Consider the following 16,377-nt stretch of genomic DNA (forward strand, 5'->3'; position numbering starts at 1 on the left):
CATGAACAAGCTGGTTGAAAGCCTCATTCCGATTCCGGTGGCAGCCCTCGGGGCCTGGCTCGGTTACCTGACCGGGTTTCCGCTCGGCGACCTGATCGGCGCGATCTGCGCGGTGACTGCGCTGAGCAAGCTGGGAGTGCCCATGCGCATGCCGTATCCCTTCGTGGCCACCGTGCAATTGCTGCTGGGCATCAGTGTCGGCTCCATCGTCACCGCCTCGATGATGCGCGAGCTCACCGACTTCAGCATTCTGGTTGGTCTGCTCATCTGCATGACCACGCAGATATTCGTCGGCTACAACTGGCTGCGGCGCATGGAAAAATGGGGCCACATCGAAAGTCTGCTGGGCTCAATTCCCGGCGCGATGGCGGCCGTGATGACGGTGTCGGGCGAGCAGGGGCCCGCATCAGGGCGCATCGCCTTCGTACACATCGTGCGGCTGCTCGCGCTGCTGGCGGTGGTCACGATCATCGCCGGTGGGCACTCCGACAGCGTGGCACCGACGCTGGGTACGCTGGACAACTATCTCGGCGTAATCGCGCCGGCCATTGCCGCGGTGCTCGCCGGGTATCTGCTGGAACGTTTCGACGTACCGGCGCCGTACATGCTGACCGGGTTGCTGTGCACCGCCGCCGTCAATGTCGGTTTCCCCGAAGCCAATCTGCATGTGCCCGATCCGTTCGCGATAGTCGCGTTGATCCTGCTGGGCGGGCTGATCGGTATTCGCCTCAAGGACATCACTTTCAGAGACGTCGTGCGTTATATCCGCGCCGGCCTGGTGGTCACTGCGCTGACGTTCTGCACCACGCTGCTGGTGGCGTTCGTGATGAGCAAACTGACCGGCAAACCGTTTCTGACGCTGTTCATGTCATGGGTGCCGGGCGGCGTCGAAGTGATGACCGCGGCCGCGTTGCTGCTCAAGCTCGACCCGGCGTTCGTGATGCTCAACCACGTGGTGCGGATGTCGATCATCCACATTTCACCGGTGTTTCTGCCCAAGCGCCTGTTCCAGGAACAGCCCGCGCCGTTGCCTCAGCCGCAACCCCAGACCGAACCGTAATCGCTGCCACCCTTCGAATACCCAAGGATTTGACCTCGATGAGTATTGCCATTCACGACCCAACGCTGCGCGACGGAAATCACGCGGTCTCCCATTCGTTGAGCCTGGACGACATCGCCGCCTACTGCCGCGCAGTCGACGGCTGTGGCCTGAACGTGGTCGAAGTCGGCCACGGCAATGGTCTCGGCGCATCCTCGCTGCAGTTGGGGCTGGCACGCTACAGCGACGTGCAGATGCTGGAAACCGCGCGAGCCAACCTCACCCACACCCGACTGGGCGTACACATGATTCCGGGGTTCTCGCGCTTGAGCGACATCGACACGGCGCTGAGCATCGGTGTCGAGGTGTTGCGCATCGCCTCGCACTGCACCGAAGCCAGTGTCACCGAGAGTTATATCGAGCATGCGCGCAGCAAAGGCGCGTTCGTTCACGGCGTGTTGATGATGAGCCACATGGCCAGTGCGTCGACCTTGCTCGAAGAGGCCCTGAAGCAGCAACGCTACGGCGCCAACGCGCTGGTGCTGATGGACTCGGCCGGTCATTTCGACCCGGACAGCACCCGCGAGAAAATCGCTCTGCTGGTGCGCGAACTCGACATTCCCGTGGGCTTTCATGGCCACAACAATCTGGGACTGGCCGTTGCCAACTCGCTGGCGGCAGCGCAGGCCGGCGCGACCATCATTGACGGCTGCATGCGCGGCTTCGGCGCCGGTGCCGGCAACACTCAGCTGGAAGTCCTCTGCGCAGTGCTTGAACGCTATCAGTTCGACACGGGCGTAAATGTCTTCGACCTGTGCCGGGCGGTGGACAGTCTGGCGGAGTTCACTCCGGTGAAAACGCCGACCGTGGTCAAGACTGCCAACCTCATCAGTGGCCTCTACGGTGTCTGCAGTGGCTTTGAAAAGCACGTGGCACGGGCCGCCGCCGAGTTTCATGTCGAACCCCGGAAGATTTATCAAGAGCTGGCCCGCTGCAACGCCGTGGCAGGTCAGGAAGACCTGATCATCTCGGTGGCCAGTCGTTTGTCTCAACCTGTTGTCGCTTGATTCTGGAGCTGGAAATGACGTTGAAAACCGCCATCATTGGCAGCGGCAATATCGGCTGCGACATTCTGTGCAAGGTGCTCGCCCATCCTGAACTCGACTGCACGCTAGTGGCCGGTCGCTCGTTGACTTCATCAGGCCTGGCCTTCGCCCGCGAACGCGGCGTGGCGACCACGGCTGACGGCATCGACGGACTGTTTGCCCGCATCAACGAGTTCGATGTGGTGTTCGATGCCACCTCGGCGGCCGATCATGAAGCCCATGCACCGCGCCTGATCGAAGCCGGCAAAGCGATCATCAATCTGACCCCGGCGTCGTTGGGCGTACTCTGCGTGCCGTCACTCAATGGCGTAGCGCTGGCCGATGCCAACAACATCAACATGATCACCTGCGGCGGTCAGGCTTCGATTCCGCTCGCCGCCGCGATTGCCCGGGCCAATCCCGGGGTGCGCTATATCGAGGTGGTGTCCTCGATCAGCGCGCAAAGTGCCGGGCCTGCCACGCGGCGCAATCTGAGCAACTACATCACCACCACGGAAAACGCTCTGAGTCATTTCACCGGGTGTGCTGACGTCAAAGCGATTCTCAACATCAACCCGGCCAAGCCCAACGTCTACATGCAGACCGCGGTGTCGGCATTGATCGAGCAGGTCGATCTGCCCGCCACCCGCCGTGAAATCGAACGCGCCGTGGCCCAGGTGCAATCGGCAGTGCCGGGTTACGAAGTGATCGTTGACCTGCATTACAGCGAAGGGCGCCTGTTCACCATGGTGCGGGTCGAAGGGGCAGGGGACTTCCTCGACCCAAGTGCCGGCAACCTCGACATCATTACCGCGACCGCCACGCACATGGCCGTGCTCATGGCCCGTGGCCGTGTCGCCGAATGCGCCGCCTGACCCAAGGAGATCTGTCCATGCCTGGTCTTTCGCCAGATCTGGAATTCGCACGGTTTTGCCCGATCCTCGGCGTGGTGCAAAAAGTCCGCGAGATGTCCCGGCCGGTCATCGATCTGGGCGTCGGCGTGCCGGGCTTTCTGCCGGCGGCGCATATCGTCGGAGCAGCGGTCAAAGCCGCCGGCGAACACAGCGGCGGTTACGGCTCCAGCCAGGGCGACGCGGCATTGCTCGCCGCGTACATGGGCTATCTGCATCGGCAGGGTTTCAACTTCTACCGTGAGCAGAATCTGGTGGCCGGCCTCGGTGCCAAGCATCTGTTGTTCAGCGTGCTGCGCGCGATCATTTGTCCCGGCGACCAGATCCTCGTCGCCAGCCCTTGCTGGCCGACCTATTTCGACATTGCCGAGCTGGTCGGCGCGGGTGTGGTCGATGTGCCCTGCACCGCGCAGACCGGCTTCAAGATGACCGCGCAAGCTCTTGAAAACTCGTTGTCGGAGTCAGTGCGCGTGGTATTGCTCAACTCACCGGGCAACCCGACCGGCGCGGTGTATACGGCAGAGGAGTTGGGGGCGCTGGCACAGGTGCTGCGCCAGAAAGATGTCTGGATCATCTCCGACGATGTTTATCAGCGCTTCGTCTATGACATGCCGACGTGCCCGAGCCTGCTGTCGGTCGCTCCGGACTTGAGGGACCGGATCATCAAGATCGACAGCGTTTCGAAGATGTATGGCATGCCCGGCTGGCGCGTCGGGTTGATGGCGGCTGATGAGCGCGTTGCGGCGGCCGTGACCACCCTCAACTCGAATTCGATTTCCAACCTGCCACCGATTCCGGCGGCCGCTGCTGCTGCGGCATTCAACGGCGATCAGGCTTTTTCCCATGCGGCAAAAGAGCGGCTGGCGCAGCAACGTCAGACCCTGCTTGCGGTATTGCAGGGCACGCCACACCTGAGCTTTTGCGTGCCGGCGGGAGCGTTCTATCTGTTCATGGACATTCGGCAGGCGCTGGGCAAGTCGCTGCGCGGCACGCTGATCAGCGATGACGAAACGTTCTGTGCGCTGTTGCTTGAGGAGTACGGCGTGGCGCTGATTCCCGGCAGTTTCTTTGGTGCGCCGGGGCATGTGCGCCTGTCGTACTCCGGCGAGGCCGAGCAGGTAAGAACCGGGGCGTTGCGCCTTAAACAATGCCTGACAGCCATCGCTTGAAGCGCTTGGCTGCAAGGTAAGGACGCGGTTCCAGATAAAGGAAATATCTTGATGAAGCATGCTTTTGCAATCGTCGGCTGCGGCGCGACGGCTATCGCCTTCCTGCAGCGTCATCTCGATCGCGTGGCCGAGGGCAGCGCGCCAGCAGGCACGGTGTATCTGTTCGAAAAACGCGAAGCGTTCGGCCATGGCGCCGCTTACGAGGCGGATCTGGCGAGCAATATTCTCAATACCAAAACCGCGTACATCTCGCCGTATCCGCATCTGCCGGGGCATTTCCAGCAATGGCTGCAGGAACATCCCGCCGCTTGGCGCCCGGCATTTGCCCGATTCGAGCCACTGGCCGACAGCTTTGCGCCACGCGCGTTGTTTGGCCTGTACCTGAAAGACCAGATACGCAAAATCGTTTTGCGTGGTGCCTCGCTGGGCTGCCAGATCGTGCTGATCAATGCCGAGGTGTGCGCCATCGACCTGATTGACGGTAGCGAAACCGTGCGCACGCGTTGTGGTGTGAGTATCCCCGCGCAAAAGGTATTCCTGCTCTGCGGCCCGCTGGGCAGTAAAATCGATCCGGCGCACCAGGACGAGCGCGTACTGACCAGCCCTTATCCTGTATCGCGGTTGCTCGAAACCATTGCCGCCGACGAGCGCGTCGCGGTGATTGGCGCACGCCTGAGCGCCATCGACACGGTGATCGCGCTGATTGAAGGCGGCCACCTCGGCCCCATTCGCATGCATTCGCGCAGTGGCTATTTTCCCGTTGTGCGAGGCACTCAGGAGCGCGTCGAGCTCAAGCACCTGACCCGCGAAGGCGTGCGCACCCTGGTTGCGCTACACGGGCCATTGCAGATCAGTGATCTGGTCGCGCTGTTTCGCAAGGAGCTGGCGGCCCATGACCCGGCGTCGAGCAACGCTGTGATTCCCTTGCCCGCACCGCCGACGGATATCGTCAGTTTCATCGAGCACGAGCTTCAGGTTTCGCAGGCGCCACGGCTGTGGCAGGCAGTTCTCTACGCTACCAACGGTTTTGTCGAGCATCTGTGGCAGGCGCTGGATAACGCTGCGCAGGCCCGCTTCATGAGCGAGTATTTCAGCTTTTTCATGGCGTATCGGGTCTCCATCCCGACGGAAAACGCGCGCAAGATCCTGACGTACCTGCGCAGCGGCCAGCTCGAATTCGTCAGCGGCGCGTTCACGCTGTCCGAACCGCTTGAGTCGCAGGAGCTGATCCTGCGGGGCGCGGACCGGGCGTATGCCTATGACCGGATCATCCACGCCACGGGCTTTGCCCGGGATGCGCACAGGCTCGATTCACCCCTGCTGACGTCACTCATCGGCAGCGGTGCGGCGATGCCCCATCCGATGGGCGGGATTTGCGTCGATCCGGACAACTACCGACTGATCGGCCGTCTCGGTGGCGCCCGGCAGATTTATGCCGTGGGCGAGCTCACGGTCGGGCAGTTTTTCTTCACCTCGGCGCTGGAAATCAATGGGCGTCATGCCTTTTGCTGCGCGGATGCAGTGCAATGGGCGGAATTTGCCCGGCGCACCGAGCGTGTTGAAGAGCACGTCTAGGCCTTGAAGCCAGAGAGCCGGGCACAGTGCCGGTGAATCCGCTTACGATGCGTCCATCCGTCGACTGTCCTGAACCTCTGTCGCACTGATTTTTCTATCGGGTATGTCCCTCAGGAGATACCCGTATGTTCGATCAACAAAAAAAGGCATCACTGGCGGCCTGGCGCAAACTGGCGGAGCAAAACGAGGCCGATCTGGACCTGGATCAGCAATATGACGAACTGCTCAAGGCCGCCGATGAAATGGAAGAGCAAGGCCTGATCACCAGCGCCGAATGGCGTGAGCTGGTGCGCAAAGCCGGTAACGTATTCACCGCCAGCGAGGAGCAGCCGCAAGGCTGACCACGACCATTGGAGGACGTCACATGCTCAGTTATCTGTTTATCGGTGCCAATGACGTGGAGCGTTCGGCAGCCTTTTACAAGGCGATCCTGTCGCCCCTCGGCTACCGGCATGATCGCGAAGAGCATTACTGCTTTTACCTGCCTGATTGCATGGACAAATCCAACGGTCCCGGCAGCGTACACATTTCCAAACCCTTCAATGGCGAATCAGCAACGCCGGGCAACGGCATGATGCCGGCGTTTCGCGCCGATTCGCGGCACAAGGTCGATGAGGTGCACAGGGCCGGGCTGGACAATGGCGGTACCGACGAAGGCCCGCCAGGCACCCGCGAGGCCTACACGCCAGACTTTTACGTGGCCTATTTGCGCGACCCCGAGGGCAATAAGCTTGCGGTGTTTTACAGCGGCTGAATGCCTGCATGGAGTCCATTGATTCGGCCCTGATGGCGGCCCGCGCCCAGTTCGCAATCACGATCAGCTTCCACATCGTGCTGGCGGCGTTCAGCATCGGTCTGGCGAATTTCCTCATGGTGCTGGAAGCGTTATGGTTGAAAACCGGGCGCCAGGTTTATCTGGATGTCTATCGCTACTGGCTGAAGGTGTTTGCCCTCAACGTCGCGGTAGGCACAGCCTCGGGACTGATTCTGGAGTATCAGTTCGGCCTCAATTGGTCACGGCTGTCAGTCCAGGCCGGCGATATCCTCGGCCCGCTGATGTTCTATGAGGTGATGGCGGCGTTTTTCATCGAGGCCGGATTCCTCGGCATCATGCTGTTCGGCCTGAAGAAGGTCGGCCCGCGCTTGCATTTCTTCGCCACCTGCGCGGTCGCGGTGGGCTCGTTGATCAGCGCGTTCTGGATTCTTTCCGCCAACTCCTGGATGCAGACACCCGCCGGCTATGCGATTGGCGCCGACGGCCGTTTCCTCGCCGAGGATTGGTGGGCGATCATCTTCAATCCCTCGTTTCCCTATCGCCTGGCCCACATGCTGCTCGCCGTATTCATCGGCAGTGCAACGCTGGTTGCCGGCATCAGCGCCTGGCAGTTGCGCAAAGCGTCAGAAAATCCGCGCGCTCGGCTGCAATTCTCCATGGCGCTGTGGGTGGTTGCGGTGCTGATGCCGGTGCAGCTTGTCGTCGGTGATCTGCACGGTCGGCACAGTCTCCACGCTCAGCCACAGAAAGTGGCGGCCATCGAAGGCTCTTGGACACGCCCGGAGCAGGGCGCAGGCGAGCCACTTCGGCTGCTCGCCTGGCCGGATATGGACGAGCGGCGCAATCATTGGGAAGTGGCAATTCCACGCATCGGTTCCTTGTATCTGCATCACGACTTGACCAGCACCATCGCCGCGCTTGATGAATTCCCGGTCGAGGACATTCCCCCCGTGGCGCCGGTATTTTTCGCGTTTCGGCTGATGGTCGGGCTGGGGCTGTTGATGCTCGGTCAGGGTCTGGTCAGCCTGATTCTGCGTCGGCGCAATCGCCTGTACACGGCGCGCGGCTGGCTGAACGCTTGTGTAGCCCTGGCGCCGGCCGGTTTTTTGGCGATGCTCAGTGGCTGGGTCGTTACTGAAGTGGGGCGGCAGCCGTTCACGATTTATGGGCTGATGCGCACGGCAGACAGTCTGTCATCAGTCTCCAGAGCGCAAGTCGTCGGATCGACGTGGATGATTCTGCTGTTTTATCTGCTGGTCTTCGGCATCGGCCTATGGGTGTTGCTGCGCCTGTTGCGCGAGCCGCCCCAGCAGGATCAACCGGGGCCGCAGCCGACGCTTGCCGAAGAAACCGGGCACTGAGGAGGCGCACACATGGACACGGACTGGCTGACTCTGCTGTGTGCCGCTGCGCTGGCATTCTCGGTCATGAACTACGTATTGCTCGACGGCACCGATCTGGGCGTCGGCATGCTTATGGGTCTCACGCGCTGCAGCCAGCAGCGGCGGGCCATGGCAGTAACGATTCTGCCGATCTGGGACGCCAATGAAACCTGGCTGGTGCTCGGCGGCGGTGGGTTGCTGGCCTTGTTTCCGCTGGCGTACGCGATCTTGCTGCCAGCGCTCTACGTGCCTTTTATCGTGATGTTCCTCGCATTGATCGCGCGGGCCATGGCGTTGGAGTTTCGCGACTACGCAGCGAACGAACAGCGCAAAAGAATCGTCGACAGCGTGTTGGCGCTGGCATCACTGCTGACCGGTTTCGTGCAGGGCATGGTGCTCGGCACACTCGTGCAGGGTGTTGCCCATCAGGGCGGTCAGTACAGTGGCGATGGCCGCGACTGGCTGCATCCGTTCCCGGTGTTTTGCGGTCTGGTGCTGGTGCTGGGTTACGTCTGGCTGGGAACGTGCTGGCTGTACTGGCGCACGATGGATGAGCTGAAACAGTGCTCGGCACGGCAGGCCCGCGTGTTGGCGCTGATCGTCGTGGCGTTATTGCTGGTGTTGATCGCCTGGACAGCAACATTGCAGCCGCAATATGTCCGGCGCCTCACCGACGCTCGCCTCTGGTTGCCGGCCGGGTTATTAGTCAGCGTTTCAGGGATGATTTTCATCAGAGGTTTTCGCAGCCGCTTTGATTTCCTGCCGCTGTTCGCCGCACTCGGCATCTTCGTGCTGGCCTTCGCAGTGATGCTGGTCGCGCTGTATCCCTTCATCATTCCGCCGGACCTGACCTTGAGCGACGCCGCCTCCAGCCCGAACAGCCAGGTTTTCATGCTGGTCGGTTTCGCCGTGCTCATTCCGATCACCCTGGTCTACAACACCTTCGGTTTCCGCGTGTTCAGCGGCAAGGTCCGCGTTGCCAACGACGGCTGAGGCTCAGGTCACCCGACCTTTTTTGCTCACGGGCGACAGCCTTGAAGTGCGCAGCAAATCAGCAAAAGCTGCCTTGTCGATCGGCCGGCTCATGAAGTAGCCCTGCACCTCGTTGCATTGATCCTTGCCGAGAATCGCCAGTTGCTCTTCGGTTTCCACACCTTCGGCAGTCACCGTCAGACCCATGGCTTTACCCAGACCGATGATCGCCTGGACCACGGCACGGTCGTTGCTGCCGCTACTGATCGAGGCGATAAAGCGCTTGTCGATCTTGATCCCGTCGAACGGGTAGGCACGCAGATAACCGAGCGACGAGTAACCGGTACCGAAGTCATCCATGTTCAGGCGTACGCCGAGTTCCTTGAGCTGGTTCATGGTGGTCAGCGCGCCGTCCGTGTCGTTGAGCATCACGTTCTCGGTGATCTCCAGTTCCAGGCGACTGGCCGGGAAACGCGTTTCGACCAGCACTTCGCGAACATCCTCGACGACATCGCTCAGGGCAAACTGCGCGGGGGAGAGGTTGACCGACAGCAGGATGTCTTGCGGCCAGCCCAGCGCGGTTTCGCAGGCTTCGCGCAAGACCCAGCGGCCCAGCGGCACGATCAGGTCGGTCTGCTCGGCCAACGGAATGAACACGTCCGGCCCCAGCAGCCCCTGCGTCGGATGCTGCCAGCGCACCAGCGCTTCGACCGAAACGATCTGCTTGCCATCGACCTTGTAGCGCGGTTGATAGTGCAGCACGAACTCGTTGTGCTTGAGCGCATGGCGCAGGTCATCTTCCATTTGCCGGCGCGTCTGGATCTGGTCGCTCATGTGCGCTTCGAAATAGCACCAGGTGTTCTTGCCGTCGGACTTGGCTTGATACAGCGCGATGTCGGCATAGCGGATCAGGTCACTGGCGACAAAACCGTGACGACGGCTGAGGGCGATACCGATACTTGCGCCGATGTGCAACGGATGTTGTTCGTAAAGAATGGGCTGATGCAGGCTGCCGATCAGGCGCGTGCAGAATTTGTCGATCTCGTGATGACTGTCCATGCCGTTGAGCACCACGACAAACTCATCACCGCCCAGGCGCGCGACGATGTCATTCTCTCGCGTGCAATCGCGCAGGCGCACGGCAACTTCCTGCAATACGGCATCGCCGGCCGGGTGGCCCAGGGAGTCGTTGATCGGTTTGAAATTGTCGAGGTCGATCATCAGCAGCGACAGCGGCGGTGCATGCTCCTTGAGGAGCAGGACTTCGTCCAGATAACGCGCCAGTTTGTTGCGGTTGGGCAGACCGGTCAGGGCGTCGTGCATCGACAGGTGCTGGATTTGCGCATGGGCGGCGACCTCGTCGGTGATGTCGCTGGCGGTACCGCGATAGCCAACGACCTTGTCCTTGTCGAAGATCGGCCGGGCGGAAAGCCGGCAGTGGCGCGGTTGTCCGGAGTGATCGCGGTAGGTGCAGCGTAAATCGCCGGCACTGTTCTCCTCGCTGAGTTTGCGCAGCCACAGCTCCAGCGGGGTGGTATCGCAGGTCAGCAACTCACCAATGTCTTGCCCCAGCCAGAAGGCTTGCGGGTAGCCGGTGACTTCGCTGAAACGCGCCGACAGATAGGTCAGAGCGAGCTGACCATCGACTTCCCAGATCCAGTCAGACGCCGCCTCGGCCACCGCGCGAAAACGTTCCTCACTGGCTTCGAGCGCATGGTTGGCCGTCTCCAGTGCCTGATTCGACGCCTGCATGGCATGAATGCTGTTGTCGACGTATTGCGATGAGCGCAAGGCATGGCGGAAGAAATAGGCGGTCAGCAGCATCAGCACCAGAAACGTCGCGCCGAGCGGCGGCACCAGCGACCACAACAATTGCTGGCCGGGTCGCTGCAGGTCGGCGACCAGGCTGTAGCCAGTGCTGTCGAGGGGCACGCGCGGCTGACCGGTTTCAATCGTTTCGTCCGGGGCAAGCGTCAGATTGGTCAGGCCATAACCGCTGCCGATCTTGCGCAGTTTGGTCGGGGTCAGCTTGTCGACGAACACCAGCACCGAGGTGTTTCTCAGTTCATCCAGCGGGCGTTCGTCGTTGGGAATGATCGCGGCAGCGGTAATCAACGCCGGCCAGCCTTCGAACAGCGAATAGCTGCTGACCGGCTTGGTCAGGTCAGGCTGCCCCAGCACTTGCTCGACCAGCGCCGGGGCGGGGGCTTGCAGCACCGTGGACACGTCGGTCTCGACCATCTGCCCACGAATCACCGCGTATTTGGTGCGCTTGCGATCAAGGACGAACACGCCGTCATAGCCATCGGTGGTGAACAGGGTCTTGCCCATGTTCTGTTCGGTGTACGCCCATTCGGTGTCGACCGGCCCGCTCAAGGCCTCAAAGGCGCGGGTCCAGTAGGCGTAGCTGGTGATGTAATTTTTCGAGGCGGTGATGCGGTTTTCCACCGCCCGCACGGAATAGAACTGGTTCTGTTCCAGGTCTTTGGCATCGAGGGTATTGGCGATGCCAAGCAATGTGCTGATTGCGGCAATGACGCCAGCAACGAACAACGCCCCAACCGCGATCGCCAGGCGTCGGGTTACGGCGCGTTGCGGGGTGGGGATTGGCTGCGCAGCAAGAGTAACGGCCATGTGCTCGTCCTTGATCCGGTGTCTTGTGAATCTAGAACAATGGCGCGGGCACAATGTTCAGATTGTTGTTCTATGACATCGCCTGATTTGTTCAAAGTGTAGCGAATCCCACGGGATTTCCAGCATGGCCGGCCAGCGGCGGATCCCGAAAGGGCGAGACTTCCCGCACAAAAACCGGATAATGGCCGCCATTCGTTTAGCCGTATTCTGGTAATCCCGCATGGAAATCAAGGTCAACTTTCTCGACAACCTTCGACTTGAAGCCAAGTTCGACGACTTCACGGTAATCGCCGATCAACCCATCCGCTACAAAGGCGATGGCTCGGCACCGGGGCCGTTCGACTACTTCCTGGCGTCGTCGGCCTTGTGCGCGGCTTACTTCGTCAAGCTGTACTGCGACACGCGCAATATCCCGACAGAGAACATTCGCCTGTCGCAGAACAACATCGTCGACCCGGAAAACCGCTACAACCAGATCTTCAAGATTCAGGTGGAATTGCCCGCTGACATCTCTGACAAGGATCGCCAGGGCATCCTGCGTTCCATCGACCGCTGCACGGTAAAGAAAGTGGTGCAGACCGGCCCCGAATTCATCATCGAAGAAGTCGACAACCTCGACGCCGATGCCCAGGCCTTGTTGATGCCGCAGTCCGATTCCCAGGCGGGCACCTACATTGCCGGCAAGGACCTGCCGCTGGAACAGACCATCGCCAACATGTCGAAGATCCTTGCCGACCTCGGCATGAAGATCGAAATCGCATCGTGGCGCAACATTGTGCCCAACGTCTGGTCGCTGCATATCCGCGATGCGCATTCGCCCATGTGCTTTACCAACGGTAAAGGCGCGACCAAGGAAGGCGCACTGGCTTCGGCGCTGGGCGAGTTCATCGAGCGCCTGAACTGCAACTTCTTCTACAACGACCAGTTCTGGGGCGAAGACATCGCCAATGCCGAATTCGTCCATTACCCGGACGAGAAATGGTTCAAGCCCGGCCCGAAAGACGAGCTGCCGAGCGAGATCCTCGACGAGTACACCCTCGGCATTTACAACCGCGACGGTGAGTTGCGCGGCTCGCACCTGTACGACACCAACTCCGGCAACACCCAGCGTGGCATCTGCTCGCTGCCGTTCGTGCGCCAGTCGGACGGTGAAGTGGTGTACTTCCCGTCCAACCTGATCGAAAACCTCTACCTGAGCAATGGCATGAGCGCCGGCAACACCCTGGCCGAAGCGCAGGTGCAGTGCCTGTCCGAGATTTTCGAGCGGGCGGTCAAACGCGAGATTCTGGAAGGCGAGATGGCCCTGCCGGATGTGCCGCAGGAGGTGCTGGAGAAATACCCGAGCATCCTCGCCGGCATCAAAGGCCTGGAAGAGCAGGGCTTCCCGGTGCTGGTCAAGGATGCCTCGCTGGGCGGGGAATTCCCGGTGATGTGCGTGACCCTGATGAACCCGCGCACCGGCGGCGTCTTCGCCTCGTTCGGCGCGCACCCGAGCCTGGAAGTCGCGTTGGAACGCAGCTTGACCGAACTGCTGCAGGGCCGCAGTTTTGAAGGTCTCAATGACTTGCCGCAGCCCACATTCTCCGGCCAGGCGGTCACTGAGCCGAACAACTTCGTCGAGCACTTCATCGATTCCAGCGGTGTGGTGTCGTGGCGCTTCTTCAGCGCCAGGCCAGACTTCGAATTCGTCGAGTGGGACTTCTCCGGCCAGGGCGAAAACTCCAACGCCGAAGAAGCCGCGACCCTGTTCGGCATCCTCGAAGACATGGGCAAAGAAGTCTACATGGCGGTCTACGAGCATATCGGCGCCAAGGCCTGCCGCATCCTCGTGCCGGATTATTCGGAGATCTACCCGATCGAGGACCTGATCTGGGACAACACCAACAAAGCCCTGCAATTCCGCGCCGACATCCTCAATTTGCACAACCTCAGCAAGGTCGGCCTGCGCAATCTGGTCCAGGGCCTGGAACGCAGCGAGCAGGACGACTACACCGATATCACCACGCTGATCGGCATCGAGTTCGACGACAACACGCCGTGGGGCAAGCTGACGATCCTGGAGCTGCGCTTGCTGATCTACCTCGCGCTGCAAAAGTTTGACGAGGCCAAGGACCTGGTGGAGGCGTTCCTGCAATACAACGACAACACCGTTGAGCGCGGCTTGTTTTATCAGGCTGTGAATGTGGTGCTGGAGATGGAGCTGGATGAAGATCTGGAGCTGGAGGATTACGAAGCCAATTTCCGCCGGATGTTCGGTGACGAGCGCATGGATGCGGCGATTGGATCGGTGAATGGCAGCGTGCGGTTCTACGGTTTGACGCCGACGAGCATGAAGCTGGAAGGGCTGGATCGGCATTTGCGCTTGATCGAGAGCTATAAAAAGCTGCATGCGGCGCGGGCGAATGTGGCGGCTTTGGGGCTTTGAAGGGCTGGCTTTGATGTTTCACTTTCGGCTTGGATGAGGCTGCGTGGCATAAACCGCAGCCCCTCACCCCAGCCCTCTCCCGAGGGAGAGGGAGCCGATATTCGGGCTTTTCAAGATTTGAGTTCGACTCGGTCTATCAAGTCGGCTTGAACCGCAGCCCCTCACCCCAGCCCTCTCCCGAGGGAGAGGGGGCCGATATTCGGGCTTCTCAAGATTTGAGTTCGACTCGGTTTTCCAGGTCGGCGTATTTCGACCAAACTCCGCGGTCAGTCCCCTCTCCCTCCGGGAGAGGGCTAGGATGAGGGGCTTTTGCGGCCATGCGCCGCATCCGCCAACTGCCCTGTATCCACCCGCACAAACACCGAATCGCCCACCGCCGTCAGCACTTCCCCCGCATACACCTCGCAAATCACCCGGGTCTTGCGCCCAACGTCACCTTCAACCCGCGCGCGCAAGAGCAGCGGTACGCCCATCGGTGTGGGCTTGATGAACTTGATCCCGAGGTTGCCCGTGACGCAGTCGATGCGCGGCAGGCTGCCGGCTTCACGGTTTTCCGCACGGTAGTGCCAGGCCATGGCGGTCCAGTTCGAGTGACAGTCGACCAGCATGGCGATCAGTCCGCCGTAAACCAGATCCGGCCAACCGCAGTATTGATCTTCGGGCAAGTGTTCGGCGATCACATGGCGGCCGTCTTCGTCCCAACAACTTTTCACGTGCAGGCCGTGCGGGTTGCGGCCGCCGCAGCCGTAACAAACGCCTTCGGGGGCGGCGAGGTCTTGCAGCGGGGTGTCGTGGCTGGACATGGCGGGTTTCATCCTGGAGTGGCGAGGCCGGACAGGCGCAAGCGGTTGCGGCCGCCGCGTTTGGACTCGTAGAGCGCGGCATCGCCAAGCTCGATCAGCGCCGCCAGACTGGCCGGCGGTTTGTCGAACAGGGTGGCGCCGATGCTCAAAGTCACCGCAGAGGACGTGGGATAGGTGTGCGACGCGAGGGCCAGAAACTGTTCGCGCAATGCGTTGCCCAGTTCAAGGATAGCTTCGGCTGAGGCGTTGTTGAGCAGCATCAGAAACTCATCGCCACCCAGCCGCGCCGTCAACGCATGGGGCGGCAGCTGGGCGCGGATCATCTCGCTCAGAGCAATCAGCAAGCGATCACCGGCAATATGCCCGTACTGGTCGTTGACCAGTTTAAAGTTGTCGATATCGATCAACAGCAGCGCCCCTGGTTTTTGCGCGGACACGCCGGCCAGCAGGCGAGGCGTACGCTTTTCCAGGGCACGGCGGTTGTAGAGGGCCGTGAGCGGATCGCGCTCGGCGAGGCGGGCGATCTGCTTTTCCCGGCGATAGCGCTCAGTGCCAGTCATCGACAGAGCGATCAACATGATCGCCATCGCCCCCTCGACCAGCGAGATCTGAATGATCTCGCCGCGAAACGCAGCCAGATCGATCAGCGTGCCGGGGATAACTACGGTCAGGGCCTTGGCCACATAAAAGATGCCGTGGCCGAGCAGCACATAACGCAGTTGCACCGCGCCGACGCTCAATGATTTGCCATGCGGACGCAGCAGCGAACTGGCCTTGAGTGTGGGAATCGCCACCAGCAGCGAGTTGGCCACCAGCATGGCTTTGGACCACAGCGGCCCGTCCGGCAAGAACAGCATGATCAGCCACGTGGCGAAAATCAGGTACCACGCCGGCGACAGTCGGGCCTGGGTGAAGCGAGCCACGCCGAGCAGGAAAAAGAAATGCGCGGTCAACAGCAGGCCGTTGGCGAACCAGATGCCCAGCAGCAGAAAACCGCTGCTGCGCAGCAGCGCGAGGGTGGAACCGATGGTGATGGTGGCGAAACCGGCGCTCCAGAACAGTAGCGAAGGCTCACGGATGCTGCGCCACTCGACCGCCAGGTACAGCGCGGCAGCGGCTGCGAGGGCGATCGTGATGGTCAGCATCGTTGGCGGGTCGAGCGGCATTTCCGGGCAGGCCTGTCTGTATGGCAATAGGCCTGCGATTGTAAGCGTTTGGTCAGGTTTTTCGCAGGGGGCGCGTTGCCGGGCAGACCACTGGCGCTCCAGCATTCACGCTTGCGCGGTCAGCCAGGTGTCGACAACGCGGCGATCGAGCTCTTCCCAATAGGCCATGCCCAGCACCCGCGTGGTGTTGAGCCCGCGCAGGTAACCGCGCAGTTGCTGGGCGGTGTCGCGGATCAATTGCGCATCGTCGGTGCTTTTGTCCAGCAGCACGGTTTCGTACTGGACCAGGTATTCCGCCACGCGCTCGCGATATTCGGGTAGCACGGCGTCTCGGATCAGATCAAACGTTCTCAAGGCAAGACCCTCATCATTTTTTTGGTAGCTCCAGTGTGCATCAGTCAGCTCGGCACGCAACTATTGCTGGAAGTAATAGTGACCATC

14 protein-coding genes are annotated in these 16,377 nt (G+C 61.0%); 10 read left to right on the forward strand and 4 right to left on the reverse strand.

What is annotated here, in order from left to right:
• The first annotated feature begins 1 nt into the window (after position 1).
• The 9 genes from J2Y90_RS17490 to cydB all read left to right on the forward strand — a co-directional run bounded on the left by J2Y90_RS17490 (position 2) and on the right by cydB (position 8,929).
• Entirely contained in the window at positions 2-1,060 is a 1,059-nt protein-coding gene (locus J2Y90_RS17490) for an AbrB family transcriptional regulator (RefSeq protein WP_253501056.1), read from the forward strand.
• A 38-nt stretch (positions 1,061-1,098) separates the two neighbouring features.
• Positions 1,099-2,106, forward strand: a complete 1,008-nt coding sequence (gene dmpG / locus J2Y90_RS17495) for a 4-hydroxy-2-oxovalerate aldolase (RefSeq protein ID WP_253501060.1) — start codon at positions 1,099-1,101, stop codon at positions 2,104-2,106.
• A 14-nt stretch (positions 2,107-2,120) separates the two neighbouring features.
• Positions 2,121-2,999: an acetaldehyde dehydrogenase (acetylating) gene (locus J2Y90_RS17500; RefSeq protein ID WP_253501063.1), complete on the forward strand. Its 879-nt coding sequence runs from the start codon at positions 2,121-2,123 to the stop codon at positions 2,997-2,999.
• Positions 3,000-3,016: 17 nt separating this feature from the next.
• Entirely contained in the window at positions 3,017-4,204 is a 1,188-nt protein-coding gene (locus tag J2Y90_RS17505; RefSeq protein ID WP_253501066.1) for an aminotransferase class I/II-fold pyridoxal phosphate-dependent enzyme, read from the forward strand.
• A gap of 51 nt (positions 4,205-4,255) precedes the next feature.
• On the forward strand, positions 4,256-5,779 hold the full coding sequence (locus J2Y90_RS17510) for an FAD/NAD(P)-binding protein (protein ID WP_253501069.1): 1,524 nt from the start codon (positions 4,256-4,258) through the stop codon (positions 5,777-5,779).
• A 125-nt stretch (positions 5,780-5,904) separates the two neighbouring features.
• A complete protein-coding gene (locus tag J2Y90_RS17515; protein WP_253501072.1) occupies positions 5,905-6,120 on the forward strand; it encodes a hypothetical protein in 216 nt (71 codons plus the stop codon).
• 23 nt (positions 6,121-6,143) lie between these two features.
• Complete coding sequence (locus tag J2Y90_RS17520) at positions 6,144-6,533, forward strand: VOC family protein (RefSeq protein ID WP_253501075.1); 390 nt, start codon at positions 6,144-6,146, stop codon at positions 6,531-6,533.
• 8 nt (positions 6,534-6,541) lie between these two features.
• Positions 6,542-7,915: a cytochrome ubiquinol oxidase subunit I gene (locus J2Y90_RS17525; protein ID WP_253501078.1), complete on the forward strand. Its 1,374-nt coding sequence runs from the start codon at positions 6,542-6,544 to the stop codon at positions 7,913-7,915.
• 12 nt (positions 7,916-7,927) lie between these two features.
• Positions 7,928-8,929, forward strand: a complete 1,002-nt coding sequence (gene cydB, locus J2Y90_RS17530; protein WP_253501081.1) for a cytochrome d ubiquinol oxidase subunit II — start codon at positions 7,928-7,930, stop codon at positions 8,927-8,929.
• A gap of 3 nt (positions 8,930-8,932) precedes the next feature.
• Here the strand turns inward: cydB and J2Y90_RS17535 are convergent, their stop codons facing one another.
• Positions 8,933-11,542: a bifunctional diguanylate cyclase/phosphodiesterase gene (locus tag J2Y90_RS17535; protein ID WP_253501084.1), complete on the reverse strand. Its 2,610-nt coding sequence runs from the start codon at positions 11,540-11,542 to the stop codon at positions 8,933-8,935.
• Positions 11,543-11,762: 220 nt separating this feature from the next.
• Here J2Y90_RS17535 and J2Y90_RS17540 point away from each other — a divergent pair, with 220 nt between their 5' ends.
• Entirely contained in the window at positions 11,763-13,967 is a 2,205-nt protein-coding gene (locus J2Y90_RS17540) for an OsmC domain/YcaO domain-containing protein (RefSeq protein ID WP_253501087.1), read from the forward strand.
• A 293-nt stretch (positions 13,968-14,260) separates the two neighbouring features.
• Here the strand turns inward: J2Y90_RS17540 and J2Y90_RS17545 are convergent, their stop codons facing one another.
• The 3 genes from J2Y90_RS17545 to J2Y90_RS17555 form a co-directional block, all read right to left on the reverse strand.
• Positions 14,261-14,770: a PaaI family thioesterase gene (locus J2Y90_RS17545; protein WP_253501090.1), complete on the reverse strand. Its 510-nt coding sequence runs from the start codon at positions 14,768-14,770 to the stop codon at positions 14,261-14,263.
• A gap of 8 nt (positions 14,771-14,778) precedes the next feature.
• Positions 14,779-15,936, reverse strand: a complete 1,158-nt coding sequence (locus J2Y90_RS17550) for a GGDEF domain-containing protein (RefSeq protein ID WP_253501093.1) — start codon at positions 15,934-15,936, stop codon at positions 14,779-14,781.
• A gap of 105 nt (positions 15,937-16,041) precedes the next feature.
• Positions 16,042-16,290 carry a hypothetical protein gene (locus J2Y90_RS17555; RefSeq protein ID WP_253501096.1) on the reverse strand — a complete coding sequence of 83 codons (249 nt, stop codon included), beginning with the start codon at positions 16,288-16,290 and terminating at the stop codon, positions 16,042-16,044.
• Between the last annotated feature and the right edge of the window lie 87 nt (positions 16,291-16,377).

Origin of the sequence: Pseudomonas koreensis (assembly GCF_024169245.1) — a bacterium.
GTDB lineage: Bacteria > Pseudomonadota > Gammaproteobacteria > Pseudomonadales > Pseudomonadaceae > Aquipseudomonas > Aquipseudomonas koreensis_F.